Raw genomic sequence first — 26,482 nt, 5'->3', positions numbered from 1 at the left:
GTCTGGCTTCACGTGTTCACTTGCGGAGTTCGTGCCGCGTACGGTCGAGCGCGCGCAGCCACACCTCGACGGCGATCGTCGAGTAGAGGACGGCCTCCCGCAGGTGGCGGGTGGCGGGCCGCTCCGCCAGGCGGCGCAGGACGTCGCCGTCGACCAGCCCCAGCCGCGCCAGCCGCGAGTCCTCCCACAGCGCCATGAGGTCGCCGCGGTGCCGGCGCAGTCCGTCGGCCGCGTCCATGGAGGCGGCCGCCTTGTCGGCCCGCCGCAGGCAGTCCTCGGGCACGACGCCGCGCATGGCCGCGGTCAGCAGCGGTTTGTACCGCCAGGGGGAGACGCGGTCCTCGGGGCGGACGGCGAGGCAGGTCTGGATGACCCGGTCGTCCAGGAACGGCGACGCCACCGGCAGCCCGTGGCGGGCGGCCATGTGGTCCCACTGCCGGATGATGCGTGTGCAGTCGCGGATCTGCTCCAGGTCGGCGTGCAGGCCGCGGTCGGGGTGCAGGGGGCGCGCCTGCCGGCCGGCCGCGCGCAGTGCCGTACGGGCCATGTCCTCGGCCTCCGGGGTCACCCACTCGAACAGCCGGGGGGTCATGCCCCAGCCGAGGCTGGTGGTCACCGTCGGGGGCAGCGGGTCGCGCAGCCGGTGCTCGGCGTCGGCGAGCCAGCTGCCGTAGGACCGGGAGTCCGCGAGGGCGCCCAGCATCGGCAGCAGCGGCCACTGCCACAGCGCCTTGAAACCGCGCAGCCGGCCCAGGGCGAACAGCGGGCGCCGCCGGGCCAGCCGGTGGTAGTACGCCTCGGAGCACCAGGCCACGTGGTCGCCGCCGATGCCCGTCAGATGCACCCGGCTGCCCCGCCGGGCCATGGCCGGCAGGTGGTGCAGGACCCGGGCGCGGTCCATGACGCCGATGGTGGGCTCGTCCAGTACGTCATCGATGCCGAGCAGTCCGTCGTAGACGAGGGGGGACTCCTCGGCGTCCCAGACCACGTGCTCGACGTCGGGCAGCGCGGCGGCGGCCCGCTTCGCCCACTGCAGGTCGGTGTCGGCCGGGTCGCGTCCCGGCCAGGTGGAGGCGATGACCCGGGCCGGTGAGCGGTCGGCGAGGAAGCAGATCGAGGTGGAGTCCAGGCCGCCGGAGAGATCGCAGCTGACCGCGCCGCCGTGCCGGGTGCGCGCGGCGACGGCGTCGGCGAGGACCTCGCGGACCACGGGGGCGCCGGTGCGCAGCGGGACGACGGGTTCCGGGGGCGTCCACCAGCGGGAGTGGCGTACGCCGTCTCTGTCCGGTGCGAGGATCAGCGCGTCGTGCGGGGCCACGGCGGTGACACCGGGCCACAGCGGCTCGTCGAGCAGAGCGTTCGGGACCGGCCACAGCAGTCGTACCGCCAGCTGCCGCGGGTCGGGTTCGGCGCCGAGCGCGGCGGCGAGCACGTCGGCGCGGGTCGCGGCGACCCGGACGCCGTCGAGCCGGGCGTGGAAGACCAGCCGGAGCCCGGAGGCCGTGCCCTGCACCCGGATCCGTCCGTCGAGGGCGGCAACGAGGTGGAAGCTGCCGGGCAGGGAGCGCGCCCACGCGTCCAGGGCGGCGAGGTCGCGCAGCGAGCGGGCCACCCGCTCCAGTTCCGCGGCCTCGACGGGAACGCAGCCGATGAGGGCGAGGGCGGCGGGGCCGACACGTGCGCTGACGATCTCCTGGTCGTCCCAGTGGCCGACGAGCCACGGCCGGCCCGAGGCGTGGTCGAGGGTGCGCGTGCCGGGGCGGGCGAAGGAGCGGGCCACGGCAGCCGCGTCCGCGCGGTCGGTGAAGACCGCGAAGTGCGCGCTGCCGGGGCCCGTCCCCGCACTCCTGTGCAGATCAGTCATGACGTGATGTCAGCGACCGTCGCTCGTCCGCCTGTTCAGTTCTTGCTCAGGATGAGCCGGTCGTTGCCGGAGCGCTGCAGGAGCCCGGTTTCCTTGCGGAAGGAACCAAGACGGACCAGGGTCGGCGCTTCGTATGCCTTCTTCATGACCTGTTCTCCTTACGGGGGTGTCGTGCGTGTCGTCCGCCCGTCGAGGGCGGCTGTCACCAGGAAGCCCGGGATCCGGATGGCGCGACAAGAGGAGAAAGGACAGTCGTATTGTCTGAAAAAATGCGCGCTTGGTGTTCTGTTCAGCAACCGAACGAGCGGATGCCGGGCGGGGACAAGGGGCGGCGGGGGCGCCGCCGGGCGTTGTGCGTCACGGGGCCGCGCATCCGAATCCGGTCACCGGAGGGGGTGGACATGAGGGCGGCGAGAGCGACCCTGGACTTATGAGCACAGCGTCCCTCACACCAGCCCCCGTCCGGCCCCCCTCCGGCGCCACGGCTCTCGGTGGCGCCCACCACCACCCGCTGGGCAACGCCCTCCGGGCGGTGAAGGTGTTCGTGGAGGCGGCCTTCGGCGTCGTCATCCTCGGCGAGTACGGCGAGGAAACGGGCGTGCACCGCAGGTAGCGGCATAGGGTCGCTCCGTGCGCGAACGGACGGTGCCGCCCTCCCTGCCAGCCCTGCTCCTCCTCGCCCTCTCCCTCGCCTCCTTCGTCACGCTGTGCGCCCTGCGCGGCGCACCCATGGCCGATCTCCTCGTCTACCGCGCCGAGGGCGAGGCCGTGGCCCACGGCACCGACCTGTACGGCTTCACCGTCACCGAGTGGCACCTCCCGGCGACCTACCCGCCGTTCGCGGCGATCCTGTTCGTCCCGGCGACCTGGCTCCCCGTACCGGCCCTGAAAGCGGCGTTCCTGGCGGGCAACGCGCTCCTGCTCGCCGCGCTCGTCGCCCTCTCCGCCCGCCTGGCGTCCCGCACCCTGTCCCTGCCCGCGCTCTGCGCGGCCACCGCCCTCGCCCTCTGGCTGGAGCCGGTCTTCCAGACGCTGCTGTTCGGGCAGATCAACCTGGCCGTCGCCTGCCTGGTCCTGTGGGACCTGACCCGGCCGGCCGGCGCCCGCGCCAAGGGGCTGGCCGTCGGCGTCGCGACCGGCATCAAGCTCACCCCGGCCGTCTTCGTGGTCTATCTGCTCCTGCGCGGACGCACCCGGCAGGCGGCCACGGCGGCGGCCGGCTTCGCCGCCACGGTCCTGGCCGGGTTCCTGCCGCTCCCCGCCGCGAGCACGGACTTCTGGACCCGGCGGCTGTACGAGACCGGCCGGGTGGGCAAGGCGTGGATCGTGGACAACCAGTCCCTCCAGGGGCTGGTCGCACGAGCGCTGCACGAGCCCGCGCCGGGCCTCGCCTGGGCGCTCCCGGCGGCGGTGGTCGCGGTGGCGGGCCTCGGGCTGGCCGGCCGGGCCCGCCGGGAGAGCCACGGCATCCTGCTGACCGCGTTCACGGCCCTGCTGGTCTGCCCGATCAGCTGGACCCACCACTGGGTGTGGTGCGTCCCGCTGCTCGCGGTGCTGTGGGCCGAGGGCCGCACCCGTACGGCCGTGCTGGCGGCCCTCGTCTTCACCGCCCGCACGATGTGGCTGGTGCCCCACGAGGGCGCCCTGGACCTGGAACTGCCGTGGTGGCAACAGCCGTTGGCAGCCGCTTACCCGCTCCTGCCGCTCGGGCTGCTCATCTCGTATGACAGCATGATCAGCCGATGTCCGATCCTTTCGACCGAGCAAACGGGGACACCAGCATGCCCATCTCGAAGCTTCCGTTCCGCAAGGCGGTGAGCGGACTGACCGCCGCCACCGCGCTCGCCCTCGGCGCCACCGTCCTGGCCGCGCCCAGCGCCTCGGCCGTCGGCTCCTCCGCGTGCACCAAGAACATCAAGGACCAGACCCTGCAGGTGGTCCAGTGGGACCACGCCGACATGTACACCAGCCCCAGCTTCCGGTCCAAGGTGAAGAAGTCCGTGTTCGCGGGCAGCAGCGTGCGCGTGTACTGCACCGCGAAGGGCGGCGACTGGTACTACGGCAAGTCCGGCCGGACCAAGGGCTGGATGGAGTACCACGCGTTCTTCTAGACCGGCCGCACCGGCCTAGCCGTCGGCCAGGATCTCGTCCGCGTCCATGATGCGGTAGGCGTAGCCCTGCTCGGCCAGGAAGCGCTGCCGGTGGGCGGCGAAGTCCTGGTCGATGGTGTCGCGGGCGACGACCGAGTAGAAGTGGGCCTGGTGGCCGTCGGCCTTGGGGCGCAGCACCCGGCCGAGCCGCTGGGCCTCCTCCTGCCGGGAGCCGAAGGTGCCGGACACCTGGATGGCGACCGTCGCCTCGGGCAGGTCGATGGAGAAGTTCGCGACCTTCGACACCACCAGCACGCTGATCTCGCCCTGCCGGAAGGCGTCGAAGAGCTTCTCCCGCTGCGCGTTCGACGTCTCGCCCTTGATCACCGGGGCGTTCAGATGCTCGCCCAGCTCGTCCAGCTGGTCGATGTACTGCCCGATGACGAGGACCTGCTGCCCGGCGAACCGGCGGACGATCGCCTCGGTCACCTTCCGCTTGGTGTCCGTCGTCGCGCAGAACCGGTACTTCTCCTCCGTCTCGGCCGTCGCGTACGCGAGCCGCTCGGACTCGGTCAGGTTCACCCGGACCTCGACGCAGTCGGCGGGCGCGATGTAGCCCTGCGCCTCGATCTCCTTCCAGGGCGCGTCGAACCGCTTGGGCCCGATGAGGGAGAACACGTCCGACTCCCGGCCGTCCTCGCGCACGAGGGTGGCCGTGAGCCCCAGCCGGCGGCGCGCCTGAAGGTCGGCGGTGAACTTGAAGACCGGCGCGGGCAGCAGATGCACCTCGTCGTAGACGATCAGCCCCCAGTCCCGCGAGTCGAACAGCTCCAGGTGCGGGTAGACGCCCTTCCGCTTGGTCGTCAGCACCTGGTAGGTGGCGATGGTGACCGGGCGGATCTCCTTCCGCGTCCCGCTGTACTCGCCGATCTCGTCCTCGGTCAGCGAGGTCCGCTTCACCAGCTCGTGCTTCCACTGCCGGGCGGAGACGGTGTTGGTGACGAGGATCAGCGTGGTCGACTTCGCCTGGGCCATGGACCCGGCGCCGACCAGCGTCTTCCCGGCGCCGCAGGGCAGCACGACGACACCGCTGCCGCCGTGCCAGAAGTTCTCCACGGCCTGCTTCTGGTACGGCCTGAGCGTCCAGCCGTCCTCCCGCAGCTCGATCGGGTGCGCCTCGCCGTCGACGTACCCGGCGAGGTCCTCGGCCGGCCAGCCCAGCTTGAGCAGTGTCTGCTTGATCTGCCCGCGCTCGGAGGGGTGCACGACGACCGTGTCCGGGTCGATCCGCGCGCCGACCAGCGGGGCGATCCGCTTGGACTTCAGCACCTCCTCCAGCACCGGCCGGTCGGTGGTGGTGAGGACCAGCCCGTGCGCGGGGTGCTTCGAGAGGGTGAGGCGGCCGTAGCGGTCCATCGTGTCGGCGATGTCCACGAGCAGCGCGTGCGGCACGGGGTAGCGGCTGTACTGCACCAGGGCGTCCACGACCTGCTCGGCGTCGTGCCCCGCGGCGCGCGCGTTCCACAGGCCGAGCGGGGTCACCCGGTACGTGTGGATGTGCTCGGGCGCCCGCTCCAGCTCGGCGAACGGCGCGATGGCGCGCCGGCAGTCGTCGGCCCGCTCGTGGTCCACTTCCAGGAGCAGGGTCTTGTCGGACTGGACGATCAGAGGACCATTCACGCGCGGCACACCCTTTCCACAACGGCCAAACGTCCAGTGTGCCTCATCCAGGTGGATTGCCAGGAGGTCCTGGGAGCGGGCTCACAGCGCGGCTTCCACGAGGAAGAGCTGGGAGTCCGCGCCGGTGCAGGACTCCACCACGGCTTCCGCGCCGACGGCGCTGCTCGCGGCCCTGATCCCCACGCACTTCCCTGCGCCGGCCTTGATCAGATAGGTCCGGCCGACGGACTTCCGGGATTTCCCGGTCTTCCCGGCCTTCGCGGGCTCGGTGGGGACGAAGTGGAAGACGGTGGTCCGCGCGCACGCGTTCCACGGTTCGAGCAGCCCCGCGCCGGGCCCCGAGCCGAGCACCTTCAGACAGCCCTTGCCCTCGTCGGGGTGGTGCCAGGCGATCCGGTAGGCGTCCTTGCCCAGCGGGTCCAGGGCGGTGGTCTGCGGGGCCGTCTCGTCGCAGGGACGCTGTACGGCGACGAGGGACCGGTACCGCCCGTCCGCGACCCTGCCGTCCGTCACGCACAGGCCGGGCGAGCCGAGCGGCCTCAGGAGCACCGCCCCGCTCGGCAGCGGCGTGACCGCGGCAGCCGGCCCGGAGGAGGCCGAGTCCTCCGCCTCCCCCGAGCCACCGGAGCCCCGCAGGGACCAGGTGACGACGACCAGCGCGACGACGAGAACCACCCCGCCGACCACCCGCCCACGCCGCCCCCGCACGAGCCGCCACAACGATCCCCACGGGAAGGCGACCGCCTGCGGTTCCCCGGAGCCACCGGAGCGCAGGAGCTGGGGATCGGCGGGATTCGGAGGATCAGGCTCGTCAGCGGGCTCGGGGAGCCCTGGGGTGCACTCGGCCCCTCTCCCGGAGCCGGGGCCTGGGCGGCTCGTTGGCGGGCGGCCAGCCAGTCGTCCACGTAGGCGCCCTCGCCGCACGCGCGGACGAACGCCGTCAGCAGCTCCTGCCGGGGCAGGGAGCCGTTGCGCAGGACGTCGGCCAGCGTGCTGCGCGGCAGCAGCTCGCCCTGCCGGGCCGCTCGCGCCTCCAGTTGCCGGTAGGTCAGCCGGGAGCGCGCCTTCAGCTCACGCAGCGCGGTGTTCAGATCCGCCGCGGTCCGTAACTCCCTCAGCGCAAGCGCTCTCCGATCCATGACAGCCATCGTTGTTGTGGGCCTGCCACGGATCAAAACCCTTTCCGGCCAACGCGACCCGGTCGCCCGGTCAGTCGTCCGCCAGTTCGGCGACCCCCGTGATCCGGTGCAGCGGATACGTCCGTACCTCGTCCGCCGTGTGGTCGTACGCCGTCACGTAACCGCCCTCCACCCGGACGGGGGCGATGACCCGCTGGCTGGCGGCGCCCTCGGCGTTGACGTAGCCGATCCACACGGAGTCGCCGGTCAGGACGGCGGCCTGCATGGTGGCCAGGGTCTCGGCGGAGGAGGTCCGGGGCAGCTCGCCGCCCGCCAGGGGCTCGCCGGCGGGCTTGCGCGGGGCGGTGGCGGCCAGGTCACCGGCCCGGATCGCGCGGATCGCCGCCGCGAGCAGCGTGGCGTCGGGCGCCGGCGGCCCGTCCGGCACCGGCTCGGGCGCGGTGCGCGGCGGGGTGCGGTGGGCGTGGGCGCGGGTGATCAGCACATCGCCCTCGGCGGACTCGGCGGCGGGCGCGTACCCCATCGCGCGCAGCCCCTCCAGCAGCGTCGCCGGATCGGTCGGGGCGGCCAGCACGGTCGGGGCCAGCCGGCGCAGGCGCAGCGCGGCGGCGCGCCGGTCGGCGAGGATCTCGTTCAGCAGGGTGTCGTCGTCGCAGCGGACGTACGCCGAGGCCGCGCCGACCCGCAGGTGGCCGTGTTTGCGGGCCACGTCGTCGATCAGGTAGGCGAGCGGCTGCGGCACCGGGGTGCGGGAGTGCTCGGTGAGGAAGGCGTGCAGGTCGGCCGCGGTCCGGCCGGCGTCCAGGGCACGGCGGACGGAGGCCGGCGTGAACCGGTACACGGTCGCGCCGCCCTTGGACTCCACGTCCGCGAGCACGCCCAGCATGTCCGCGAGCGGGCGCCGCAGCGGGCCGGGCGCGACCGCCGTCAGGTCGGCCTGGAGCAGCACGTGGTCCAGCGGCTCGGGCAGCAGCGGAGCGAGCAGCCGGGCCGCGGCGGCGGTCGCGACGGCCTGCTCGGGGGCGGAGAGCGGCACGAGCCGCTCGGGCGCGCGGTGGTGGTGCACCGGGAGCTTGTCGCCGGGGCCGGCGGAGGCGGCCGGTGCGGAGCCGGATCCGGCGGCGGACGAGGGTGCCCCGAGCAGCGCGCGCCCGTGGGCCGACAGCGCGCCCCGCCCGGTCACGCCCAGCTGCTCCGCCTCCGACAGGGTCCAGCGGGCCAGCCGGGACCGCAGATCGTCCTCCCGCTGCACGTCCCGCTGGGCGCCCCGCAGCGGCCGTTCCCAGTGCAGCCGGGCCAGTACCGACTCGGGGTCCGGGGCCGAGCCCTGCGGCAGCCCGGCCAGCAGGGACAGCACCCGGTGCCGTACCTCGGGCGCGGCGGACCGGTCGAGCCCCGGGCCCAGCGCCGACAGGGTCCGGTCCTTCGCGTCCCGCCCGCCGACCAGCCCCGGCGTACGGGTGACCGCCAGCCACGCCTGGGCGAGGCGGGCCCAGCGCTCGGCGGGAGGCTGCTCCAGCCACTCGTCATAGGCGGGGGTGGCCGCGTACCGCTCGTCGGCCTCCCCGTCGGAGGCGATCAGCCCGGCGGCGTAGGCCAGCTCGGTCCAGAACGCGGCGACCGGCTCGGACACGTCCAGCGCGACGGCGGTCCGCTTCAGGTCACGGACGCTCAGCCCGCCGGCCCGCAGCACGGCGGGACCGCCCTCGTCCCAGTCCTTCAGCAGCTCCTCCACGGTGGCGAGGGCGGTGTACGCCTGCCCGGCCGCGGTGGCGTCCACCACCTGCGGGCTGTGGGCCGCGGCCGGTGTCACGGCGGGCGGCAGCGGCTCGGGCGTGCGGTGGGCGCGGCCCCCGCGCAGGTGCAGGGCGACCTCGCGGGGCAGCACGACCGTGCCCGGGGTGGTCGGCAGCAGCAGGCCGCGGTCCAGCAGCCAGCGCAGATGCGCCGCCGGATCCGCGGTGACCTGCCCGTACGGCGGCCCCCACACCAGCCTGGCCAGCACCTCCCGGGCGGCCTCCGGGGCCCCGGCGAGCAGCTTCGCCATCTTCCTGCGGTGCGTGAACAGCGTCGTCAGCGCGGCCACGGCGGACACCGAGTCGTGGGTCGACGGCAGCCCGGCCGTCGTCACGATCTCCTGGATCCGCCCCGGCGACATGCCCGAGGTGGCCTCCTGCACGGTGGGCCCGAGCCCGGTCGGGGACGGATGCTGCGCCGAGGGCGCGAGCAGCTCACGGGCGGTGCGCACCAGCCGCAGCCGGTCGTCCGCGCCCCACACCAGCGCCTGCTCGCGCAGCGTGCCGACGGCCCGCGGCAGCGCCCCGGCGACGGTCTCGTCCCCGGCGTCCCCGGCCATCAGGCCGAGCAGGGTGTCGTACGACGCCGGGTCCGGGGCCACGGCCAGCGCCTCCGCGGTCTGCAGCGCGAACCGGTCCAGCCGCTCCAGGGCGCGCAGCACCGACGCCCGGGTGCCGGCCCGGGTGGCGAGCTGGGTGAGATCGGTGGGGACGGGGGTGATGAGGTCCGGGCGGCTGCGCAGCAGCGCGGCCAGGGAGGCGTCGTCCCGCGCGCGGAGCGCCTCCGCGAGGGACCGAGGGGCTGGGTGGGCCTCGGGGCTCATCCGGCCAACGGTAGCGGACATCAATGAGCCTGGGGCAGCCGGAAAGAAGCGGTACCGTCCCTCACGGGGTTTCAGTCGGCGCACCCCGGAGGGGTTCCGTGGGGATCGAGAGCGACCAGGTCGTCTACGAGTATCTGAGCCGCGTCGGAGACATCGCCCAGCAGCGGCAGCTGCCGTCGGCGACGCGGATGCGGCTCGTGTCGGAGCTGCGCAACGAGATCGACCGGAGCAGGGCGAAGGCGACGGTGGACTCGCCCGCGGCCGTCCGCCGCATCCTGGAGAGCCTGGGCAGCCCGGACGAGGTGGTCGCGGCGGCGGGCGGCACCGGCGGTGCCCCGCAGCCGCGGGCCGCGGCGGTACCGGCCCAGCCCTCGCCCGCCCAGCGGCCGGAGCCGGCGGATCAGGAACGGCCGAAGGGGCTGCGCCGGGTCGTACCGCGCCCGCGCTCCGCCGAGCCCGAACCGCCGGCCCCCCGGGACACGCCGTCCCCGCCCCACCTGGCCCCCGCACACGAACTCGGGGACGCCGCGACACCGCCGGACTGGTGGCGGGTGAGCACCGGCGGCAGCCCGCTGGCGGACGTCGACCCGGTGCCGGGGTTCGTCGGCGGCGTGGAGATCCCCGAGCTGCTCAAACGCCCCCCGCAGGAGGCTGCCGCCCAGCCGGCCGAGCCCGCCCCGGCCCCCGCCGAGCCCACCGCTCCGGCGCCCGCGCCGCGCCGCCGCCTCCTCGGACTGCGGCCGGCCCGGAAAGCCGCGCCGGCCGCCGCCCCGGCCCGCGGGCTCCTCTCCGGCTGGTCCAACCCGCTCCTGCTGCTGGCCGCCGCCGCGCTGACCGCCGGTGCCGTGCTCGGCAACTGGTTCGCGCTCCTGCTGGGCTGGGCCATCGCCTACGGCTCCCGGCGGCTGACCCCCGCCGAGACCAAGTGGGCGGTGATGGTGCTGCCCGGCACGGCGGTCGCGGCCGGCCTGGTCTGGCTGTGGGGCCGCAACGAGGGCCGCTGGGGCACCCCGATCACCGAGGGCCACATGAACGAGGCCCTGTCCGAGACCTGGCCGTGGGTCGTCAGGGGAGCGGCACTGGCCTCGGCCGCGTACCTGGTCTGGCGCTCACAGCGGAGCAGATGAGGGCCGCTCGCGCTCCGCGTCCGGCCGCGGGTCCGTGGTGGGCTGGTCGCGCAGTTCCCCGCGCCCCTGGTGGGACCAGCCCACCACCACCACCCGCACCCGGACGATCACAGTCACCCGGCAGAATGTCCCCCATGGCCTCCACCACCCTCACCGTCGGTTTCGACCTCGACATGACCCTCATCGACTCCCGGCCCGGCATCCACGCCTGCTACGTGGCCCTGGCCGAGCGGACGGGGACGTTCATCGACGCCGACCTGGCGGTGACCCGGCTCGGGCCGCCGCTCGCGGAGGAGCTGATCCACTGGTTCCCGGCAGAGCACGTGCCGGCGATGGCCGATCTGTACCGGGAGATGTACCCCTCCATAGCCATCGCCGCGACGCCCGCCATGGCCGGCGCCCGGGAGGCGATCGACGCGGTGCGGGCGGCCGGCGGGCGGACGATGGTGGTGACCGCCAAGTACGAACCGAACGCCAAGCTGCACCTGGCCCACCTCGGCATCGAGCCGGACGTGGTCGTCGGCGACCTGTGGGCCGAGCAGAAGGCGGCGGCACTGCGCGAGTACGCCGCGGGCGTGTACGTCGGCGACCACGTCGGAGACGTCCGCGGAGCCCGCGCGGCGGGTGCGTTTTCGGTCGCCGTGGCCACCGGCCCCTGCCCGCCGGACGAGCTGCGCGCGGCCGGCGCGGACGTCGTCCTGGCCGACCTGGCCGCCTTCCCGCAGTGGCTCGGCGGCTACCGCGAGGCGCCCGGCGCCGCGCCCCGCGCCTGACGCCGTCCGGCGGCGACGGACCGCAGCACACCGGCGCCGGCCACGAGGAATCCGACGCCCATGAGCATGCTCAGTCCGAACATGTACGTCGGAAATGGCTTCGCGCCGAGGAACAACGGGGCGACCGTGACGAGGGTGGCCACGGCCCCGAGGAAGAAGACGACGGCACCGGCGCGGATCAGTCGGTCACCGGGCGCGGCGGAATTCGTTTGGGTTTTGTCACGCACCGGACCAGGGTAGTTCCCTGCCCGAGAGAACAACCGGGGGACGTCTTGTCACCCGCCCGAAGAGCATTAGCCTTGTGAGCGCTTGGTATCGGCGGGTCATGGTCGACCCGCTCTAGTGCTATCAAGAGCCGTTTCCGAAGTAGTTTTCCCAACGAGTACGAGGACGAGGACAGACGTGCCTACCGGCAAGGTCAAGTGGTTCAACAGCGAGAAGGGCTTCGGCTTTCTCTCCCGCGACGACGGCGGTGACGTCTTCGTCCATTCCTCGGTTCTCCCCGCCGGAGTCGATTCGCTCAAGCCGGGACAGCGCGTGGAGTTCGGGGTCGTCGCCGGTCAGCGCGGTGACCAGGCACTCTCGGTGATCGTGCTCGACCCGACGCCGTCGGTCGCCGCCGCCCAGCGCAAGAAGCCGGACGAGTTGGCGTCGATCGTGCAGGATTTGACGACTCTTCTTGAGAACATCACGCCGATGCTGGAGAAGGGCCGCTACCCGGACAAGGCATCCGGCAAGAAGATCGCCGGTCTGCTCCGCGCGGTCGCCGACCAACTGGACGTCTGAGCGGCCCGACCGGAGCCCGGAATCCGGGAATCCGTCAGGGAAACGCGAGAGCGTCCGGGCCGAGGGGCGGTACGAGCCCCTCGGCCGCCGCACGGGCGAGCAGCCCCCGGATCGCCGCGAAGCCGTCCTCGCCCAGGTCGGCGGTGAACTCGTTGACGTACAGCCCGATGTGCTGGTCGGCGACGGCCGGATCCATCTCCTGGGCGTGCGCCATGACATACGGCCGGGAGGCCTCCGGGTCGTCCCAGGCGGCCTTCACCGACGTACGGACGGAGTCGGCGAGCAGCTTCAGCGCCTCCGCGCCCAGCGACCGCTTGGCGATGATCGCGCCCAGCGGGATCGGCAGCCCTGTGGTCCGCTCCCAGTGCTCGCCCATGTCGGCGAGCTTGTGCAGCCCGTAGTTCTGGTAGGTGAACCGGGCCTCGTGGATGACCAGGCCCGCGTCCACCCTGCCGTCCCGCACGGCCGGCATGATCTCGTGGAACGGCATGACCACGATCTCGCCGACCCCGCCGGGCAGGGTGTCCGCCGCCCAGAGGCGGAACAGCAGGTAGGCCGTCGACTTCTCGCTCGGCACCGCGACCGTACGCCCCGTCAAGTCCGTGCCCGGCTCCCGCGTGAGCACCAGCGGACCGCAGCCCCGCCCCAGCGCACCGCCGCACGGCAGCAGCGCGTACTCGTCGAGGACGTACGGCAGCACGGCGTACGACACCTTCAGCACGTCGAACTCGCCGCGCTCGGCCATGCCGTTGGTGATGTCGATGTCGGCGAAGGTCACGTCCAGCGCGGGCGCGCCGGGGACGCGGCCGTGGGCGAGGGCGTCGAAGACGAAGGTGTCGTTCGGGCAGGGGGAGTACGCGATCTGCAGCGGCTCAACTGTCATGCGGGTTCCAACTCTCCAATGCGGGCGCGAGCTTCCCGAAGCCCTCGGTGAGGGCGGCCAGGGCGTCGCCGATGCGCCAGGCGGCGCGGTCGCGGGGGCCGACCGGGTTGGAGACCGCGCGGATCTCCAGCACGGGCACGCCGTGCGCGGCGGCCGCCTCGGCCACCCCGAACCCCTCCATGCCCTCGGCGAGCGCGCCGGGATGCCGGGCACGCAGGGCGGCGGCGCGGCCGGCGGTGCCGGTCACCGTGGACACGGTCAGGATCGTGCCGGCGGGGGCGCCGGTGGCCTCGGACACGACTCGTACGAGTGAATCCGGCGGGCGGTGCGTGACGGTCCCGAAGCCGAGTTCGGTGACCGGGAGAAAGCCGTCGGCGGTCTCGGCGCCCAGGTCGGCCACCGTGATCGCGTCGGCGACCACGAGCGAGCCGACCGGCGCCCCGGGCAGGAAGCCGCCGCCGATCCCGGCCGAGACGACCAGGCCGTAGGGGCGGCCGGCCAGCGCGGCGGCGGTGAGAGCCGTGGCGGTGGAGGCCGCGGCGAGCGCCGGTCCGACACCGGCGGCGAGCAGGTCCCAGCCCGCGGCCGTACGGCTCAGGGTCGCGCCCGGCAGCCGTACCTCCTCGGCCGGCGCGGGCAACGCCCGGGCCACCGCGTCCCGCTCGACGGGGACCGCGGTGGCGACCAGGACCGGCACGGAAGGCGTGATCAGGCCTTCTTCAGCTTGAAGGACCAATAACCCTTCTTGGCCTTCTCACCCATCTGGATCGTGAGCGTGTTGCTCTCGCCCTGCGTGCCGTACTGGACGTTGAAGAACGCGCTGCTCGGGATCGTGCGGTAGGTCTCCTTGCTGGAGTCCGTGAACTGGCGGCCGTTGACCAGCACGACCCAGCCCGCGTCCGCGATCTTCGGGTCGACGCCGATACGGACGGTCTCGTCCTGGCCGACCTTGATCGACTCGGCCTCGGCGGCCTTCTTGACGCATCCCTCCAGCGACTTGGCGTCCAGCGCCTTGCCGTCGTTGTAGCAGATGGCCTCGGAGTTGACCGAGTCTCCGCCGACGGTGATCGTCGCGACGGGCGTCGGCTTGTCGCAGGCCGACAGGACGAGCAGTCCGGCGGAAACGGCGCCGGCGACGGCGACGGCGCGGCGGCGTCGCACAACGGAATGCAGCGTGGTCATGGCCGAAGGCTATCGGGCGCCCGGAGCCCTCCGCCCACGTGGGGTGCGGCGTGCCCGGTTCGTTACGCCACGCGGCCCCGGAGCACCCCTCCTACGCCACCCTGGGGCGGGTACGGCCGCCGTGCCGGGCCGAGGCGAGCAGCCCCCTCAGGGTGGTCAGCCAGCCGACGGCCACGAACGCGGCGCCGACCAGCAGCCCGACCGTGCCGTTGAGCGGCATCACGATGCCGACCGCACCGCCGAACACCCACGCCATCTGGAGCAGCGTCTCCGAGCGGGCGAACGCCGAGGTGCGCACCAGCTCCGGCACGTCCCGCTGGATCAGCGCGTCCAGCGCCAGCTTGGCCAGCGCCTGCGCGAACCCGGCGACCGCCGCCAGACAGGCCACCAGGAACGCCCCGAAGAACACGCCGGCGACCACCGCGACACCGAGCACCACCGCCACGACGGTCACGATGATCACCTCCGGAGCGCGTGATCTCAGCCAGGACCCCACCGCCGTCCCCAGGGCGTTGCCCACGCCCGCCGCGACCCCCACTATCCCCAGCGACACCACCGCGCTCTGCCCGGTCAGCGGGTGCTCGCGCAGCAGGAAGGCGAGGAAGAAGATCAGGAACCCGGACAGGCAGCGCAGGGCGGCGTTGGCGCCGAGCGCGTGCGTGACCGCGGGCCCGACCGTGCGCAGCCCCGGCCGCTTGGCCTGCTTGCGGTACGGCCCGTGCAGATGCTGTTCGTCGGCCGCGAGCAGCGCCACGTCCTCACCCTTGGCCGAGTCCACCTTGGGCGGCAGGGAGAACGACAGAAACGTCCCGGCAACGAAGATCACGAAGGCGCCGTAGAGCGGCCACGGGTCGCCGAGGGCGTGCAGCCCCGCCGCGACCGGCGCGGCGGCCCCGGTGGCCAGCAGCCCCGCCAGGGTCACCCGGGAATTGGCCTTCACGAGCGAGAACCGCGGCGGCAGCAGCCGCGGCACGACGGCACTGCGGACCACGCCGTACGCCTTCGACGCCACCAGCACGCCCAGCGCGGCCGGATACAGCTCCAGCCCGCCGCCCGCCACCGCCCCCGAGATGATCAGCGCCAGCAGCGCCCGCGCCAGCATCGCCCCGGCCATCGCCGCGCGCCGCCCGTGCGGCAGCCGGTCGAGCAGCGGACCGATCACGGGGGCGAGGACGGTGAAGGGCGCCATGGTGATGGCGAGGTAGAGCGCGACCCGCCCCCGCGCCTCGTCGGTCGGCACGGAGAAGAACACCGTGGACGCGAGCGCCACGGTGACCATGACATCCCCGGCGCCGTTCACCGCGTGCAACTCGATCAGCTTGCCCAGACCCGACTCGCCCGCGCCGTGCGCGTGCGTGGCCTTGCGGATGCCCCGCGCCGTACCGGTGACCGGAAAGTGCAGGGCACGGCCGACCGCGCGGACGGCACCACCCACCCGGCCCGAACCGCCGCCCCGACCACTCGCCTTGCCCGCGGCTGCCACGACGTTCATAGTGCCCCGAGAACCGGCCGGTTAGTGCGGAACCGGCGCGTATGGCCGCGTACGACCGCCCCTCACCAGGGCTTCGTCCTCCGGCCGGGCGGGGCAGGTGGGCGGGTGAGAGGGCCGGTGGGAGGCAGGTGGGAAAATCGACGAATCCCGTCCGGTGTAGCGTGCCTATCTCAGCCATAACGCAGAATGGATGGCAGAGGTGCGCCCGGGCGCGCGGATGCAGACGTCGATGCGGTCCCCAGGTCCGCTCCGTCGGCGAAACCGCCGGAGGCAGCCGCACTCGACGAGACGGCGTAGGAGAGAAGCGATACCCGTGAGCGCAGCGACAACGCGAAGCCGCACCCCCGACCGCCTGTGCGCCGAGGCCGTCGACCTCGCCCGGTCCGCCGCCGAGGAGGCCGCCGCCCCCGGCGTGGTCGGCGAGCACACCGGCCTGGTGTCGGAGGGCGACCGCGTTGTCACGCACTTCTTCGAGTGCAAGGAACTCGGCTACCGCGGCTGGCGCTGGGCCGTGACAGTGGCCCGCGCCTCCCGCGCCAAGATCGTCACCCTCGACGAGGCCGTCCTCCTCCCCGGCCCCGACGCCCTCCTCGCCCCCGAGTGGGTCCCCTGGAGCGAACGCCTGCGCCCCGGCGACCTCGGCCCCGGCGACCTCCTCCCCACCGACCAGGACGACCTGCGCCTGGAGCCCGGCTACACGGGCGAGGAGGAGCCGCCGCCGAACTCGGTGGTGTCCGAGCCGGTGCGCGAACTGGCGGAGGCCGAGGACGCCGACGTCACCCCCGGCGCCCCCGCCACCCAGCCGACGACCCCGTCCCGCGGCTCGATCGCCTCGCTCGCCGAGGAACTCGGCATGCGCCGCGCCCGCGTCCTGTCCCGCTACGGCCTGCACCTCGCCGCCGACCGCTGGGAAGAGGCGTACGGCGCGAAGACCCCCATGGCCCAGGCGGCCCCCGCGACCTGCCTGAGCTGCGGCTTCCTCGCCCCCATCGGCGGCTCCCTGGGCCAGGCCTTCGGCGTCTGCGCCAACGAGTTCTCCCCCGCGGACGGCCGGGTGGTCTCCCTCTCCTACGGCTGCGGCGGCCACTCGGAGGCGGCGGTCATGCCGAAGCCCCCGCAGCCGGCCGCGCCGGTCATCGACGAGACCCGGGTCGACCCCTTCCCGCTCCGCCCGGCCCGCGACTCGGGCTCGGTCCCGGAGACGGGCGACGACGAGACGGCGGAACTGGGCCACTCCTGAACCCCGGCCTCCGCTGCCACACTGCCCCCATGATCGTCAGAGTGGCGCAGGAGCGGGACCTCCCCGGCTTCCTCGGGCTGGCGGCCCAGGTGGAGCACTGGTTCGGCCCGATGGTGGACGACCCCGGCTTCAGCCAGGCCGTGCTGGACGCCGTCCGCCGCGCCACGGCACTGGTCGCGGAGGAGCACGAGCAGCCGTCCGAGCTGCTCGGTGCCCTGCTCTTCGGGCCCACGGCACCGGTCCACCACGTCCACTGGCTCGTGGTCGCGGAGCAGGCGCGCGGCCGAGGCGTCGGCCGCGCCCTGCTGGCCGACGCGATCCACCGCTTCGTCCACGCCCCCGGCACCATCGAGGTGGTCACCTTCGGCCCGGACCACCCCGGCGCGACGACCAGCGGGGCGCGGGCGTTCTACGAGAGCCTCGGCTTCACCCCCGCCGAGATGACCGACCCCGGCCCCGAGGGCGGCTCCCGCCAGACCTACCGCGTTCAGGTCCCCTGACCCGACCCGCACCTCGGCCCACACGGTCTTCTTCGGCGAGGGCCCCGCAGCGGTACCCCACCGCTCGGCCAACGCGTCCACGAGCAGCAGCCCCCGGCCACCGTCGCACTCGAGGCCGGCCTGCGTGCACTGGGGCAGCCGGTCACCGCGGGTGTCGGTCACCTCGATACGGAGGGTGTCCCCGACGACGTAGAGGGTCAGCCGGAAGTCCCGTCCGGCCACCCGGCCGTGCGTGGCCGCGTTCGCGGCGAGTTCGGCCACGACCAGCGCCGCCGGATCCAACGGGACACCCCAGGACCGCAGTTGCTCCACAGCGAGCAGCCGGGCGAGCCGCGCCCCGCGAGGTGTCGGCGACAGCTTCACCGTGAAGTTCGGGATGGGGGTGGAGATTTCCTGGTTCACATCACTCAGAGTGGCCACGCCTGCTACCTGTGAACAGTGACGGCGCGGTTGCGTAGGGTCACTGTCTTGGGGCTGTCCGGTGGTGTCCGGGCTGTACGAAAGGGGGTGCGGTGTGAGTGAGGAGGAGGAGCCGGGGTGGGAGGTGGATCCGGATGACGAGTGGGGCTTGGCCGTCATTGCCACGGTGGGACGCCAGTTGAAGCTGCGACGCGAGGCACGGGGGATGCGCGCGGCCGACTTCGGCAAGACCGTCGGGTACAGCGAGGACATGGTCTACAAAGTCGAGTCCGGGAAGCGGATCCCGAGGCCGGAGTACCTCGACAAGGCGGACAAGGTTCTGGACGCGGATGGGTTGCTCTCCGCGATGAAGGAGGACGTGGAGAAGGTTCGGTATCCGAAGAAGGTTCGGGACTTGGCGGACAGGGAGGCCAAGGCGGTCGAGATTCAGCTCTACGATCCGCTGAACGTCCATGGCCTGTTGCAGACGCCCGAGTACGCACGCGCCCTGCTGCTGATGCGCCGCCCTGCGTACAGTGACGAAGAGGTGGAGCGTTACCTCGCGGCGCGGGTAGCCCGTAAGGTCGTGTTCGAACGCGATCCGGCGCCCGAGATCAGCTTCGTCCTGGAGGAGTGGACGCTACGACGACCGCTCGGAGGCAGGGAAGTGCTGCGTCGTCAGTTGGAACACCTCCTTACAACAGGGCAGTTGCGCAACGTCGAGCTGCAGGTGATGCCGATGGACCGCGAGGAACATGCCGGGTTGGCCGGTGGCATCGAGGTGCTGAAGTTTGCGGACGGCTCGGCTGTTGGGCGCTCGCCTGCCGTGGCCAACGGCCGACCGGTCGAGGACCTGAGGCACCTCCGTATCCTTGAGCTGCGCTACGGCATCATCCGGGCGCAGGCACTCACTCCCCGTGAGTCGACGACCTTCATTGATCACCTGCTGGGGGCAACATGATCCGCTGGTTCAAGAGCAGCTACAGCAGCAGCAGTGAAGGCGACTCCTGCGTCGAAGTGGGCCTGGACTGGGGCGTTGCCACCCCCTCCACCATCCACGTCAGGGACTCGAAGCAGAACAACGGCCCCCGTCTCACTGTCGCCCCTTCAACGTGGACGGAGTTCGTGTCGTACGCCGCCCGGCGCTGATAGGTGACCGTGGGGCCGCCCGCTTCTCCGCGATTGTCGGGCTTCCGCGAGGTGAGTCAAGGGCGCTACGCGTCGCCTTCGGCGATGGCCCTCCGGGCCACCCTTGACACACCTCGCTCCAGCCCGGGTGAGAAGCGAGCGGGCAGCCCGGGGAAAGTGGCCGGCTGAGGTCCGTTGGCCCCTTGGGTCGGCTGCGTTCGCATCGTGGGGAGGGGGCGCGTCCGCGCCTCGCATGGACGCCGGGTCGGCTCAGCGGCATGCGGCCGGTGGGTGGTGCGCGCTCGCGCCTCGCCAGCACGCCGGGTGGGTTTGGCGGCTGCGGGCTGCGGGTGGGGCGCGGTCGCGGGTGGCCTGCACGCCGGGTCGGCTTAGCGGCATGCGGCCGGTGGGCGGGTGCGCCACCGCGCCTCGCACGGACGCCGGGCGGGCTTGGCGGCCTGTTTGGGGCGTCCCATCAGCCCCTCACGTCACACGACAGCAGTGATTGGCGGACTTGGGCCACCTTCATCGGCTATCCCTCCTCGCCTGCCTTGGACATTGCCGCCCCCGGCTGGCCCAGATCCGCCAATCCCTCCATGGGAGGCGCCAGTGAGGCCCCATGACGACGAGGGAGAGCCGCCGATCCCACCCGGCGTCCATGCGAGGCCCGACCGCGCCCCACCCGACGGCCGTAAGCCGCCAAACCGGCCCGGCGTCCATGCGAGGCGCGACTGCGCACCCACCACCCGCCGCTCGCCGCCAAACCGGCCCGGCGTCCATGCGAGGCCCGACCGCGCCCCACCCGACGGCCGTAAGCCGCCAAACCGGCCCGGCGTGCTGGCGAGGCGCGACCGCGCCCCACCCGACGGCCGTAAGCCGCCAAACCGGCCCGGCGTGCTGGCGAGGCGCGACCGCGCACCCACCACCCGCCGCTCGCCGCTGAGTCGACCCGGCGTCCATGCGAGGCGCGACCGCGCACCACCCACCCGCCGCTCGCCGCCAAACCGGCCCGGCGTCCATGCGAGGCGAGACCGCGCACCACCCACCCATCGCTCGCCGCTGAGTCGACCCGGCGTCCATGCGAGGCGCGACCGCGCACCCCCAGCCCAGGGCACGCACTCAGCCCACCCCAGGGCCCGGTGCCGGGCTGGGCCACCGCTCTTTCGGGCCGCTCGCTCGCTTCTTGCCCGGGGTGGAGCGAGGTGTGTCAAGGGTGGCCCGGAGGGCCATCGGCGGAGCCGACGCGGGAGTGGAGCGCAGCGGAACGGGAGCGCCCTTGACTCACCTCGCGGAAGCCCGACACTGGCCGAGAAGCGAGCGGCCCAACGGTCACTTCATCGCACCGGCAACCGCCCCGCCCTCTCCGGTCCCGACGGTCACGCAATCATCACCGCCGACGGCCACGCCCTCTCCCCGTCCCCACCTCTCCCTTCGGCCCCCGCCCCCCTCGCGCTGTACCTTCGTCATCACGCGGAGGAGGAGAGTGAACGTGAGCAAGTTCGTGCGGCCGGCGGCCGAGGGCGCCGACCCCTTCGGTACCGCCCGTCTGCGGCGTGGGGTTCTCGACGCCTGGGCGACCAGCCCCGCCCGGTTCCGGGAGGACGCCAACGCGGAGGAGGATCTCGTCCTCGGTGGGTACCGGGACCGGCTCGTCGTCGAGTTGGCCCAGAACGCCGCCGATGCCGCCGCGCGGGCGAAGGTGCCGGGGCGGTTGCGGCTCACCCTCCGCGACGGGGTTCTCGTCGCCGCGAACACCGGCGCCCCCCTGGACGCGGCCGGTGTCGAGTCGCTGTCCACGCTGCGGGCCTCGGCGAAACGGGACGTCGAGGCGACGCACGGTGCCGTCGGCCGGTTCGGGGTCGGGTTCGCCGCCGTACTCGCCGTGACCGACGAGCCGGCGATCGTGGGGCGGCACGGCGGCGTGCGCTGGTCGCTGGCCGAGGCTCGGGAGCTGGCCGCCGACACCGCCCGGCACAGCCCGGGGCTCGGTGATGAGGTGCGGCGCCGGGACGGGCATGTGCCGTTGCTGCGGTTGCCCTTCGCCGCCGAGGGCACCGCTCCGGAGCCGTACGACACCGCCGTCATCCTGCCCCTGCGCGACACCGCCGCCGCCGATCTCGCCGAGCGGCTGCTCGACGGGATCGATGACGCGCTGCTGCTGGCCCTGCCGGGGCTGGCCGAGGTCGTCGTGGAGGTCAATGGCGAGGCGCCGCGCACCCTCAGCCGGCGTACCGACGGTCCCTTCACGGTCGTGGAGGACTCCCGGGACGGCATCACGAACTGGCGTACCTCGTCCGCGTACGGGCCGCTGACGCCCGACCTGCTCGCGGACCGGCCGGTGGAGGAGCGGCTGCGTCCCCACTGGTCGGTGACGTGGGCGGTGCCCGTCGACGCGTACGGCGCCCCGGTCCGTCCCCGTACGAGTGCCGTCGTGCACGCTCCGACCCCGAGCGACGAGCCCCTCGGCGTGCCCGCGCTGCTCATCGCCTCCTTCCCGCTCGACACCACCCGCCGGCACGCGGCGCGGGGGCCGCTCACCGACTTCCTGGTGCAGCGGGCGGCCGACGCCTACGCCGAGCTGCTCGCCGCCTGGCGGCCCGTCACGGAGGGGCTCATCGATCTCGTTCCCGGGCCGCTGGGCAAGGGGGAGCTGGACGGGGCGTTGCGGCAGGCCGTGCTGGAGCGGCTGCCGCGTACCGCCTTCCTGCCGCCCGCCGTGGAGGCGAAGGGCGACGACGAGCTGCCGGAGGCCCTGCGGCCCCGGGAGGCCGAGGTCGTGGAGGGCGCCGGGACCGAGACCGTGCGGGTGCTCGCCGAGGTGCTGCCCACCCTGCTCCCGGCGGGACTGGAGCGGCGCGTCGAGCTGCGGACCCTCGGCGTGGCCCGGTTGCCGCTGGCCGACGCCGTCGACCGGCTCGCGGGGCTGGAGAAGGAGCCGGAGTGGTGGTGGCGGCTGTACGACAGCCTCGCCGGGGTCGATCCCGAGCGGCTGTCCGGGCTGCCGGTTCCGCTCGCCGACGGGCGGACCACGATCGGGCCCCGGCAGGTGCTGCTGCCCACGCCGGACGCGGCCCGGATCGATCCGGACGTGCTCGGCCGGCTCGGGCTGAAGGTCGCCCACGGCGATGCCGCGCATCCGCTGCTGGAGAAGCTGGGCGCGCTGCCGGCCGCCCCGCGCGCGGTGCTGACCACTCCGCAGGTGCGGGCGGCCGTCGCGGGCTCCCTCGAAGAGGACGGCGGCCTCGGCTGGGAGGAGGACGCGCTGGACGCCGAGGAGCTGGCCGACACGGTGCTCGCCCTGGTCCGGGACGCGGGTCTGGAGCCGGGGGACGAGCCCTGGCTGGGCGCCCTCGCGCTGCCCGACGAGGACGGGGAACTCGCCCCCGCCGGTGAACTGGTGCTTCCGGGCAGTCCCTTCGCCCGGGTCATCCGTGAGGGTGAACTGGCGGCGGTGGACGCGGACCTGGCCGAGAGGTGGGGGGAGCAGCCGCTCGCCGCGTGCGGGGTGCTCGCCGACTTCGCGCTGGTCCGCGCCACGGACGTCGTCCTCGATCCGGACGAGCTGGAGCCCCGCGAGGGCGACTACGCCGAGCCCGACGACGCGGGGCTGCTGGACGCCGTGGACGTGTGGTGCGAGGACATCCTCGACCGGTTCCCGGACAGCCCGGTGCCGCCCGTCGCCACCGAACTCGTCGCCGTCCGCGACCTGGACCTGGTGGACGACGACCACTGGCCCGAGGCGCTCGCCATGCTGGCCCGGCCGCCGCTGCGGGACGCGCTCACCCAGCCGCTCCGGATCCTGCTGCCCGACGGCACCCATGAGGTCGTACGGCCGTACACGGCGTGGTGGCTGCGCGGGCACCCGGTGCTCGACGGCCGGCGCCCGGCCGGGCTGCTCGTGGCCGGCGGGGACCCGCTGCTGCGCGGGCTGTACGACGAGGCCGACGCCACCGGCTTCGAGGACGAGCAGGTGCTGCGGGCGCTCGGCGTGCGCACCTCGGTCGGCTCGCTGCTGGACGAGCCCGGTGGCGCCGCCGAGCTGCTGGACCGGCTCGCCGACCCGGACCGCCCGGTCACGTCGGCCCAACTGCACGGGCTGTACGGGGCGTTGGCGGAGGTGGATCCCGAGCAGGTGACCCTGCCGGACGAGCTGCGGGCCGTGGTCGACGGGCGGGTGGAGGTCGTGGACGCCGGTGCGGCCGTGGTCGTCGACTCGCCGGACCTGCTGCCGTTCACCTCCGGGGTGCCGCTGCTGCCGGTCCGGCCCGCGCGGGCCGCCGAGCTGGCCGAGCTGTTCCAGGTGCGGCGGCTGAGCGAGTCCGTCACCGGCGAGGTGCACTCCGCCGGCGCCGAGCACGACGTACCGGACCCGGTGCGGGTGCTGCTCGGGCCGCGGACGCCCGGGACGTACGTCGAGCACGAGGAACTGGTCGTGGACGGCGTGGAGATCGACTGGCGGCTGACCGACGACGGGGTGCTGCACGCGGCGACGCTGGAGGGCGTGGCCGCGGGGCTGGCCTGGGCGGCGGGGCAGTGGCCGCGGCGGTTCGAGGTGGCCGCGCTGCTGGAGGACCCGTCGCGGACGGGGGAACTGGCGCGGGACCGCTGGTTCGACTGACGCCGGACGGCCCTTGCGGACCCCCTGACGGGATTTCCGCAAGGGCCGTTCCCGTCACGGCGAGATTCCTACGAAAATCTCACCAGTAGTACAACCTTTCACCTTGCCCCCACGTCACATCTGCGGAGTCACCCGACTCCCCTGAACTCAACGTGGGGACCACACATGCGCATCCGTGCCTCTGTCGCCGTCGTGGGCGGCGCTCTGGCCCTGTCCGCTCTCGCCGTTCCGGCCGCGCAGGCCGACGGCAGCCAGGGCGACACCAAGATCACCAAGGTGGTCGTGGACGGGGACAACAAGGTGTCCATCGGCACCAGCAGCGCCGTGACCGTCAAGGTCAGCGTGACCGCCACGGACAACTCGGGCATCAAGAGCGCCGACGAGTTCGACCTCTACGGCCCCGACAACGGGTACGCGACGACCGGCAAGCCCACCTGCACGAAGGTCAACGCCACCACGTCCACCTGCACCGCCTCGGTGAAGATCGACCCGAAGACGGACTACCTCACCAACAAGAGCGCCGGCACCTGGTACGTGGACGCGTGGGTCAACGCCAACGACGACGACTACCTGTGGAAGGAGAAGGCCGGCTCCTTCTCCTTCCAGCGCGCCGGCAAGCTCACCGTCAACGCCTCCCCGGAGCCGGTGAAGAAGGGCAGGACCATCACGGTCACCGGTGCCCTCACCCGCGCCAACTGGGAGTCGCTGAAGTACGGCGGCTACGGCTCGCAGTCCGTGCAGCTCCAGTTCAAGAAGAAGGGCGCCAGCGCCTACACCACGCTGAAGACCGTCAAGGCGGACTCCAAGGGCAACCTGAAGACCACCACGACCGCCACGGCCGACGGCTCCTACCGCTTCTCCTTCGCGGGCAACACGAGCACCTCGGCGGTCAGCGCCGCCGGTGACGCCATCGACGTGCAGTAAGCGGCCCGAACCACAGCACCCTCACCACTCAGGGACAACACATGCGCATCCGTGCCACCGTGGCCGCCGTCTCCGGCGCCCTGGCCCTCTCCGCCCTCGCCCTGCCGGCCGCGCACGCGGCGGACGGGGGCTCGTCCTTCCGCGCCGACATCGCCAAGGTCCTCGCCCAGCACAGCTCGGGCAAGGCGGCCTTCACCGCGACCTCGGCGCCGATCGGTGACCTGAACGTCTCCTTCTCCGACTTCAAGATCACCAAGGCGATCAAGGTCGGTACGACCAGCAAGGTCACCACCTGGGTCACCTACAAGCTGACCCACGGCGCCGACGTGGACGTCACCGACAGCAACGTCCTGACCGGCCCGCTCATCTACCGCGGCTCCTCCGAGAACCCGGACAACGTCCAGGGCGGCCAGGACCCGGCCACCTGCGTCGACACCTCGGCGACGACGGCCACCTGCAAGGGCCCGATCGACATCGACCCGCGCACGACCGACGCCGAGGCGAAGCTGCGCAACTCCCAGGCCGGCACCTGGCACGGCGCGGCCCTCGCCATCGACTTCGACAGCGAGAAGACCGCCGTCCAGTTCGACCTGGGCACCACCCTGGTCCAGCGCAACTCCACGCTGACGGTCAACGCCTCCCCGGAGCCGGTGGCGAAGGGCAAGACCCTCACCGTGACGGGCAAGCTCTCCCGCGCCAACTGGGAGGACCACAAGTACCACGGCTACACCGGCCAGTCCGTGAAGCTCCAGTTCCGCAAGAAGGGCTCCAGCAGCTACACCACGCTGAAGACCGTCACGACGGACTCCACGGGCAACCTGAAGACGACGACCAAGGCCACGGTCGACGGCTACTACCGCTTCTCCTTCGCGGGCACCACGACCACCCCGGCGGTCAGCGCCGCGGGTGACTTCGTCGACGTGCGCTGAGCCCACTCGCTCCACCCGGGGTCCGGACGAGTACCGGACCCCGGGTCCGCCACGGCGATCCCTGCGCCCTGGACGTCACCTCCTCCCACACCGAGGTCAACGGCGGCCATGGGAAGTAGCGGAACGTTTCCTCTCGTTTGTGTCATGCGCTGGTAATCCACGCTCCAAATCTGGCCGGGAAGCGCTCTTGCCGTACAACCCGCCGTGTGCCTCGTGGATCTGATCGCGTGAGTCGACCGACTCCACGATCACTTCTCCCTCCAAGGGAACCCACATGCGCATTCGTGCCACCGTGGCCGCCGTCTCCGGCGCCCTGGCCCTCTCCGCCCTCGCAGTCCCGGCCGCACACGCCACCGGTGACTCGGGCACGCCGTACACCCTGGACGTCAGCTTCTCGAACGTCACCCTCGCCAAGGCGATCAAGGTCGGCACCACCAGCAAGGTCAGTGCCTCGTACACCTACACGCTGACGCACGGCTCCGCCGTGGACATCACCGCGAGTGACTTCTACACCGACGCCTTCCTCTACAAGGGCTCGTACGACGACTCGACCGCCGAGCTGTACGGCGACAACCCGGCGACCTGCACGGCCACCTCCGCGACGACGGCCACCTGCAAGGGCACCGTCGACATCTACCCGGCCGACGGCGACCTCAAGAACGCCTGGGCCGGCTCCTGGGACGTGGCCGCCGAGGCGGTGGCCTTCAACGGCCAGGACCAGAGCAACCCCGCCGACATGAGCAAGGTCGGCTACAAGGACCAGAGCGGCCTGGGCAGCACCCTCGTGCAGCGCGCCTCCCAGCTCACGGTCAACGCCGGCCCCGAGCCGGTCGGCAAGGGCAAGACCCTCACGGTGACCGGCAAGCTGACCCGCGCCAACTGGGAGGACAACCTGTACCACGGCTACTCCGGCCAGCCGGTCAAGCTCCAGTTCCGCAAGGCGGGCACGACCACCTACACCACCGTGAAGACCGTGTACACGGACTCGTCCGGCAACCTGAAGACCACCACCACCGCGAACTACGACGGCTACTGGCGCTTCAGCTTCGCGGGCACCTCGACCACCCCGGCCGTCAGCGCCACGGGTGACTACGTCGACGTGCAGTAG

Annotated in this window: 25 protein-coding genes and 1 pseudogene; 14 read left to right on the top strand and 12 right to left on the bottom strand. The window is 73.0% G+C overall.

The genetic code is table 11. From position 1 onward, the window contains the following. Window positions 1–16 precede the first annotated feature (16 nt). Window positions 17–1,864: a lasso peptide isopeptide bond-forming cyclase gene (locus tag ABZ937_RS11160; RefSeq protein WP_361688989.1), complete on the bottom strand. Its 1,848-nt coding sequence runs from the start codon at window positions 1,862–1,864 to the stop codon at window positions 17–19. A 35-nt stretch (window positions 1,865–1,899) separates the two neighbouring features. After that, window positions 1,900–2,010 carry a keywimysin-related RiPP gene (locus ABZ937_RS11155; protein WP_184966700.1) on the bottom strand — a complete coding sequence of 37 codons (111 nt, stop codon included), beginning with the start codon at window positions 2,008–2,010 and terminating at the stop codon, window positions 1,900–1,902. 284 nt (window positions 2,011–2,294) lie between these two features. Between ABZ937_RS11155 and ABZ937_RS11150 the strand changes: the two genes are divergently transcribed. The 3 genes from ABZ937_RS11150 to ABZ937_RS11140 are packed head-to-tail and all read left to right on the top strand — an operon-like array spanning window position 2,295 to window position 3,975. Further along, entirely contained in the window at window positions 2,295–2,477 is a 183-nt protein-coding gene (locus tag ABZ937_RS11150; protein ID WP_361688986.1) for a hypothetical protein, read from the top strand. Window positions 2,478–2,509: 32 nt separating this feature from the next. Continuing rightward, window positions 2,510–3,682 (top strand): glycosyltransferase 87 family protein, encoded by a 1,173-nt coding sequence (locus ABZ937_RS11145; protein ID WP_361689451.1) that lies wholly within the window; start codon window positions 2,510–2,512, stop codon window positions 3,680–3,682. Further along, window positions 3,646–3,975, top strand: a complete 330-nt coding sequence (locus ABZ937_RS11140) for a hypothetical protein (RefSeq protein ID WP_361688983.1) — start codon at window positions 3,646–3,648, stop codon at window positions 3,973–3,975. The genes ABZ937_RS11145 and ABZ937_RS11140 overlap by 37 nt, the downstream gene beginning before the upstream one ends. Window positions 3,976–3,990: 15 nt before the next feature. Here the strand turns inward: ABZ937_RS11140 and ABZ937_RS11135 are convergent, their stop codons facing one another. The 3 genes from ABZ937_RS11135 to ABZ937_RS11125 all read right to left on the bottom strand — a co-directional run bounded on the left by ABZ937_RS11135 (window position 3,991) and on the right by ABZ937_RS11125 (window position 9,393). Then, window positions 3,991–5,634: a DNA repair helicase XPB gene (locus ABZ937_RS11135; protein ID WP_361688980.1), complete on the bottom strand. Its 1,644-nt coding sequence runs from the start codon at window positions 5,632–5,634 to the stop codon at window positions 3,991–3,993. 81 nt (window positions 5,635–5,715) lie between these two features. Further along, window positions 5,716–6,309 carry a hypothetical protein gene (locus tag ABZ937_RS11130; RefSeq protein WP_361688977.1) on the bottom strand — a complete coding sequence of 198 codons (594 nt, stop codon included), beginning with the start codon at window positions 6,307–6,309 and terminating at the stop codon, window positions 5,716–5,718. A 534-nt stretch (window positions 6,310–6,843) separates the two neighbouring features. Continuing rightward, entirely contained in the window at window positions 6,844–9,393 is a 2,550-nt protein-coding gene (locus ABZ937_RS11125) for a helicase C-terminal domain-containing protein (RefSeq protein ID WP_361688974.1), read from the bottom strand. 98 nt (window positions 9,394–9,491) lie between these two features. Between ABZ937_RS11125 and ABZ937_RS11120 the strand changes: the two genes are divergently transcribed. Beyond that, on the top strand, window positions 9,492–10,520 hold the full coding sequence (locus tag ABZ937_RS11120; protein WP_361688971.1) for a hypothetical protein: 1,029 nt from the start codon (window positions 9,492–9,494) through the stop codon (window positions 10,518–10,520). Here the strand turns inward: ABZ937_RS11120 and ABZ937_RS11115 are convergent. Continuing rightward, window positions 10,503–10,637, bottom strand: a complete 135-nt coding sequence (locus ABZ937_RS11115; protein WP_361688968.1) for a hypothetical protein — start codon at window positions 10,635–10,637, stop codon at window positions 10,503–10,505. The two genes, ABZ937_RS11120 and ABZ937_RS11115, sit on opposite strands and share 18 nt — an antisense overlap. A gap of 17 nt (window positions 10,638–10,654) precedes the next feature. On the opposite strand from ABZ937_RS11115, the gene ABZ937_RS11110 reads away from it, so the two are divergent. Further along, the gene (locus tag ABZ937_RS11110; RefSeq protein WP_361688965.1) at window positions 10,655–11,293 is read left to right on the top strand and encodes an HAD family hydrolase; all 639 of its coding nucleotides are present in this window, start codon (window positions 10,655–10,657) and stop codon (window positions 11,291–11,293) included. Here ABZ937_RS11110 and ABZ937_RS11105 read toward each other — a convergent pair. Continuing rightward, window positions 11,257–11,520, bottom strand: coding sequence for a hypothetical protein (locus ABZ937_RS11105; protein WP_361688962.1), 264 nt, complete (start codon window positions 11,518–11,520; stop codon window positions 11,257–11,259). The two genes, ABZ937_RS11110 and ABZ937_RS11105, sit on opposite strands and share 37 nt — an antisense overlap. A 175-nt stretch (window positions 11,521–11,695) precedes the next feature. Between ABZ937_RS11105 and ABZ937_RS11100 the strand changes: the two genes are divergently transcribed. Next, entirely contained in the window at window positions 11,696–12,079 is a 384-nt protein-coding gene (locus tag ABZ937_RS11100) for a cold-shock protein (protein ID WP_030643007.1), read from the top strand. 34 nt (window positions 12,080–12,113) lie between these two features. On the opposite strand, the gene ABZ937_RS11095 is transcribed toward ABZ937_RS11100, so the two are convergent. The 4 genes from ABZ937_RS11095 to ABZ937_RS11080 all read right to left on the bottom strand — a co-directional run bounded on the left by ABZ937_RS11095 (window position 12,114) and on the right by ABZ937_RS11080 (window position 15,636). After that, on the bottom strand, window positions 12,114–12,962 hold the full coding sequence (locus ABZ937_RS11095) for a 1,4-dihydroxy-6-naphthoate synthase (RefSeq protein WP_361688959.1): 849 nt from the start codon (window positions 12,960–12,962) through the stop codon (window positions 12,114–12,116). Next, the gene (locus ABZ937_RS11090; RefSeq protein ID WP_361688956.1) at window positions 12,952–13,659 is read right to left on the bottom strand and encodes a futalosine hydrolase; all 708 of its coding nucleotides are present in this window, start codon (window positions 13,657–13,659) and stop codon (window positions 12,952–12,954) included. Before ABZ937_RS11090 ends, ABZ937_RS11095 begins: the two co-directional genes overlap by 11 nt. Window positions 13,660–13,670: 11 nt before the next feature. Next, window positions 13,671–14,144 carry a DUF2771 domain-containing protein gene (locus ABZ937_RS11085; protein ID WP_361688953.1) on the bottom strand — a complete coding sequence of 158 codons (474 nt, stop codon included), beginning with the start codon at window positions 14,142–14,144 and terminating at the stop codon, window positions 13,671–13,673. 91 nt (window positions 14,145–14,235) lie between these two features. Further along, complete coding sequence (locus ABZ937_RS11080; protein WP_361688950.1) at window positions 14,236–15,636, bottom strand: MFS transporter; 1,401 nt, start codon at window positions 15,634–15,636, stop codon at window positions 14,236–14,238. A gap of 313 nt (window positions 15,637–15,949) precedes the next feature. Between ABZ937_RS11080 and ABZ937_RS11075 the strand changes: the two genes are divergently transcribed. After that, window positions 15,950–16,876, top strand: a complete 927-nt coding sequence (locus ABZ937_RS11075; RefSeq protein ID WP_361688947.1) for a DUF3027 domain-containing protein — start codon at window positions 15,950–15,952, stop codon at window positions 16,874–16,876. 29 nt (window positions 16,877–16,905) lie between these two features. Then, window positions 16,906–17,376 (top strand): GNAT family N-acetyltransferase, encoded by a 471-nt coding sequence (locus tag ABZ937_RS11070; RefSeq protein WP_361688944.1) that lies wholly within the window; start codon window positions 16,906–16,908, stop codon window positions 17,374–17,376. A gap of 6 nt (window positions 17,377–17,382) precedes the next feature. Here ABZ937_RS11070 and ABZ937_RS11065 read toward each other — a convergent pair. Next, a pseudogene (locus ABZ937_RS11065) lies at window positions 17,383–17,778 on the bottom strand (ATP-binding protein); the annotation flags it as partial. Window positions 17,779–17,890: 112 nt separating this feature from the next. On the opposite strand from ABZ937_RS11065, the gene ABZ937_RS11060 reads away from it, so the two are divergent. The 6 genes from ABZ937_RS11060 (at window position 17,891) to ABZ937_RS11035 (ending at window position 26,482) form a co-directional block, all read left to right on the top strand. Beyond that, entirely contained in the window at window positions 17,891–18,736 is an 846-nt protein-coding gene (locus ABZ937_RS11060; protein WP_361688941.1) for a helix-turn-helix transcriptional regulator, read from the top strand. Beyond that, complete coding sequence (locus tag ABZ937_RS11055) at window positions 18,733–18,924, top strand: DUF397 domain-containing protein (RefSeq protein ID WP_361688938.1); 192 nt, start codon at window positions 18,733–18,735, stop codon at window positions 18,922–18,924. The genes ABZ937_RS11060 and ABZ937_RS11055 overlap by 4 nt, the downstream gene beginning before the upstream one ends. Before the next feature lie 1,468 nt (window positions 18,925–20,392). Then, complete coding sequence (locus ABZ937_RS11050) at window positions 20,393–23,521, top strand: molecular chaperone Hsp90 (protein WP_361688935.1); 3,129 nt, start codon at window positions 20,393–20,395, stop codon at window positions 23,519–23,521. A gap of 165 nt (window positions 23,522–23,686) precedes the next feature. Next, window positions 23,687–24,445 (top strand): calcium-binding protein, encoded by a 759-nt coding sequence (locus tag ABZ937_RS11045; protein WP_361688932.1) that lies wholly within the window; start codon window positions 23,687–23,689, stop codon window positions 24,443–24,445. A gap of 41 nt (window positions 24,446–24,486) precedes the next feature. Then, the gene (locus ABZ937_RS11040) at window positions 24,487–25,374 is read left to right on the top strand and encodes a hypothetical protein (protein ID WP_361688929.1); all 888 of its coding nucleotides are present in this window, start codon (window positions 24,487–24,489) and stop codon (window positions 25,372–25,374) included. 274 nt (window positions 25,375–25,648) lie between these two features. Next, the gene (locus ABZ937_RS11035) at window positions 25,649–26,482 is read left to right on the top strand and encodes a hypothetical protein (protein ID WP_361688926.1); all 834 of its coding nucleotides are present in this window, start codon (window positions 25,649–25,651) and stop codon (window positions 26,480–26,482) included.

The organism is Streptomyces sp. NPDC046727, from assembly GCF_040645635.1.
Taxonomy (GTDB): domain Bacteria; phylum Actinomycetota; class Actinomycetes; order Streptomycetales; family Streptomycetaceae; genus Streptomyces.
The sequence above is the reverse complement of the archived record's forward strand: the minus strand, read 5'-3'. Positions and strand labels throughout refer to the sequence as shown.

Excerpts from the sequence above, each read along its gene's own strand:
- ABZ937_RS11085 (WP_361688953.1), bottom strand. The coding sequence starts at position 14,144 with ATGACCACGCTGCATTCCGTTGTGCGACGCCGCCGCGCCGTCGCCGTC.
- ABZ937_RS11155 (WP_184966700.1), bottom strand. The coding sequence starts at position 2,010 with ATGAAGAAGGCATACGAAGCGCCGACCCTGGTCCGTCTTGGTTCCTTC.
- ABZ937_RS11070 (WP_361688944.1), top strand. The coding sequence starts at position 16,906 with ATGATCGTCAGAGTGGCGCAGGAGCGGGACCTCCCCGGCTTCCTCGGG.
- ABZ937_RS11095 (WP_361688959.1), bottom strand. The coding sequence starts at position 12,962 with ATGACAGTTGAGCCGCTGCAGATCGCGTACTCCCCCTGCCCGAACGAC.
- ABZ937_RS11045 (WP_361688932.1), top strand. The coding sequence starts at position 23,687 with ATGCGCATCCGTGCCTCTGTCGCCGTCGTGGGCGGCGCTCTGGCCCTG.
- ABZ937_RS11150 (WP_361688986.1), top strand. The coding sequence starts at position 2,295 with ATGAGCACAGCGTCCCTCACACCAGCCCCCGTCCGGCCCCCCTCCGGC.
- ABZ937_RS11125 (WP_361688974.1), bottom strand. The coding sequence starts at position 9,393 with ATGAGCCCCGAGGCCCACCCAGCCCCTCGGTCCCTCGCGGAGGCGCTC.
- ABZ937_RS11040 (WP_361688929.1), top strand. The coding sequence starts at position 24,487 with ATGCGCATCCGTGCCACCGTGGCCGCCGTCTCCGGCGCCCTGGCCCTC.
- ABZ937_RS11110 (WP_361688965.1), top strand. The coding sequence starts at position 10,655 with ATGGCCTCCACCACCCTCACCGTCGGTTTCGACCTCGACATGACCCTC.
- ABZ937_RS11055 (WP_361688938.1), top strand. The coding sequence starts at position 18,733 with ATGATCCGCTGGTTCAAGAGCAGCTACAGCAGCAGCAGTGAAGGCGAC.
- ABZ937_RS11140 (WP_361688983.1), top strand. The coding sequence starts at position 3,646 with ATGCCCATCTCGAAGCTTCCGTTCCGCAAGGCGGTGAGCGGACTGACC.
- ABZ937_RS11035 (WP_361688926.1), top strand. The coding sequence starts at position 25,649 with ATGCGCATTCGTGCCACCGTGGCCGCCGTCTCCGGCGCCCTGGCCCTC.
- ABZ937_RS11080 (WP_361688950.1), bottom strand. The coding sequence starts at position 15,636 with ATGAACGTCGTGGCAGCCGCGGGCAAGGCGAGTGGTCGGGGCGGCGGT.
- ABZ937_RS11160 (WP_361688989.1), bottom strand. The coding sequence starts at position 1,864 with ATGACTGATCTGCACAGGAGTGCGGGGACGGGCCCCGGCAGCGCGCAC.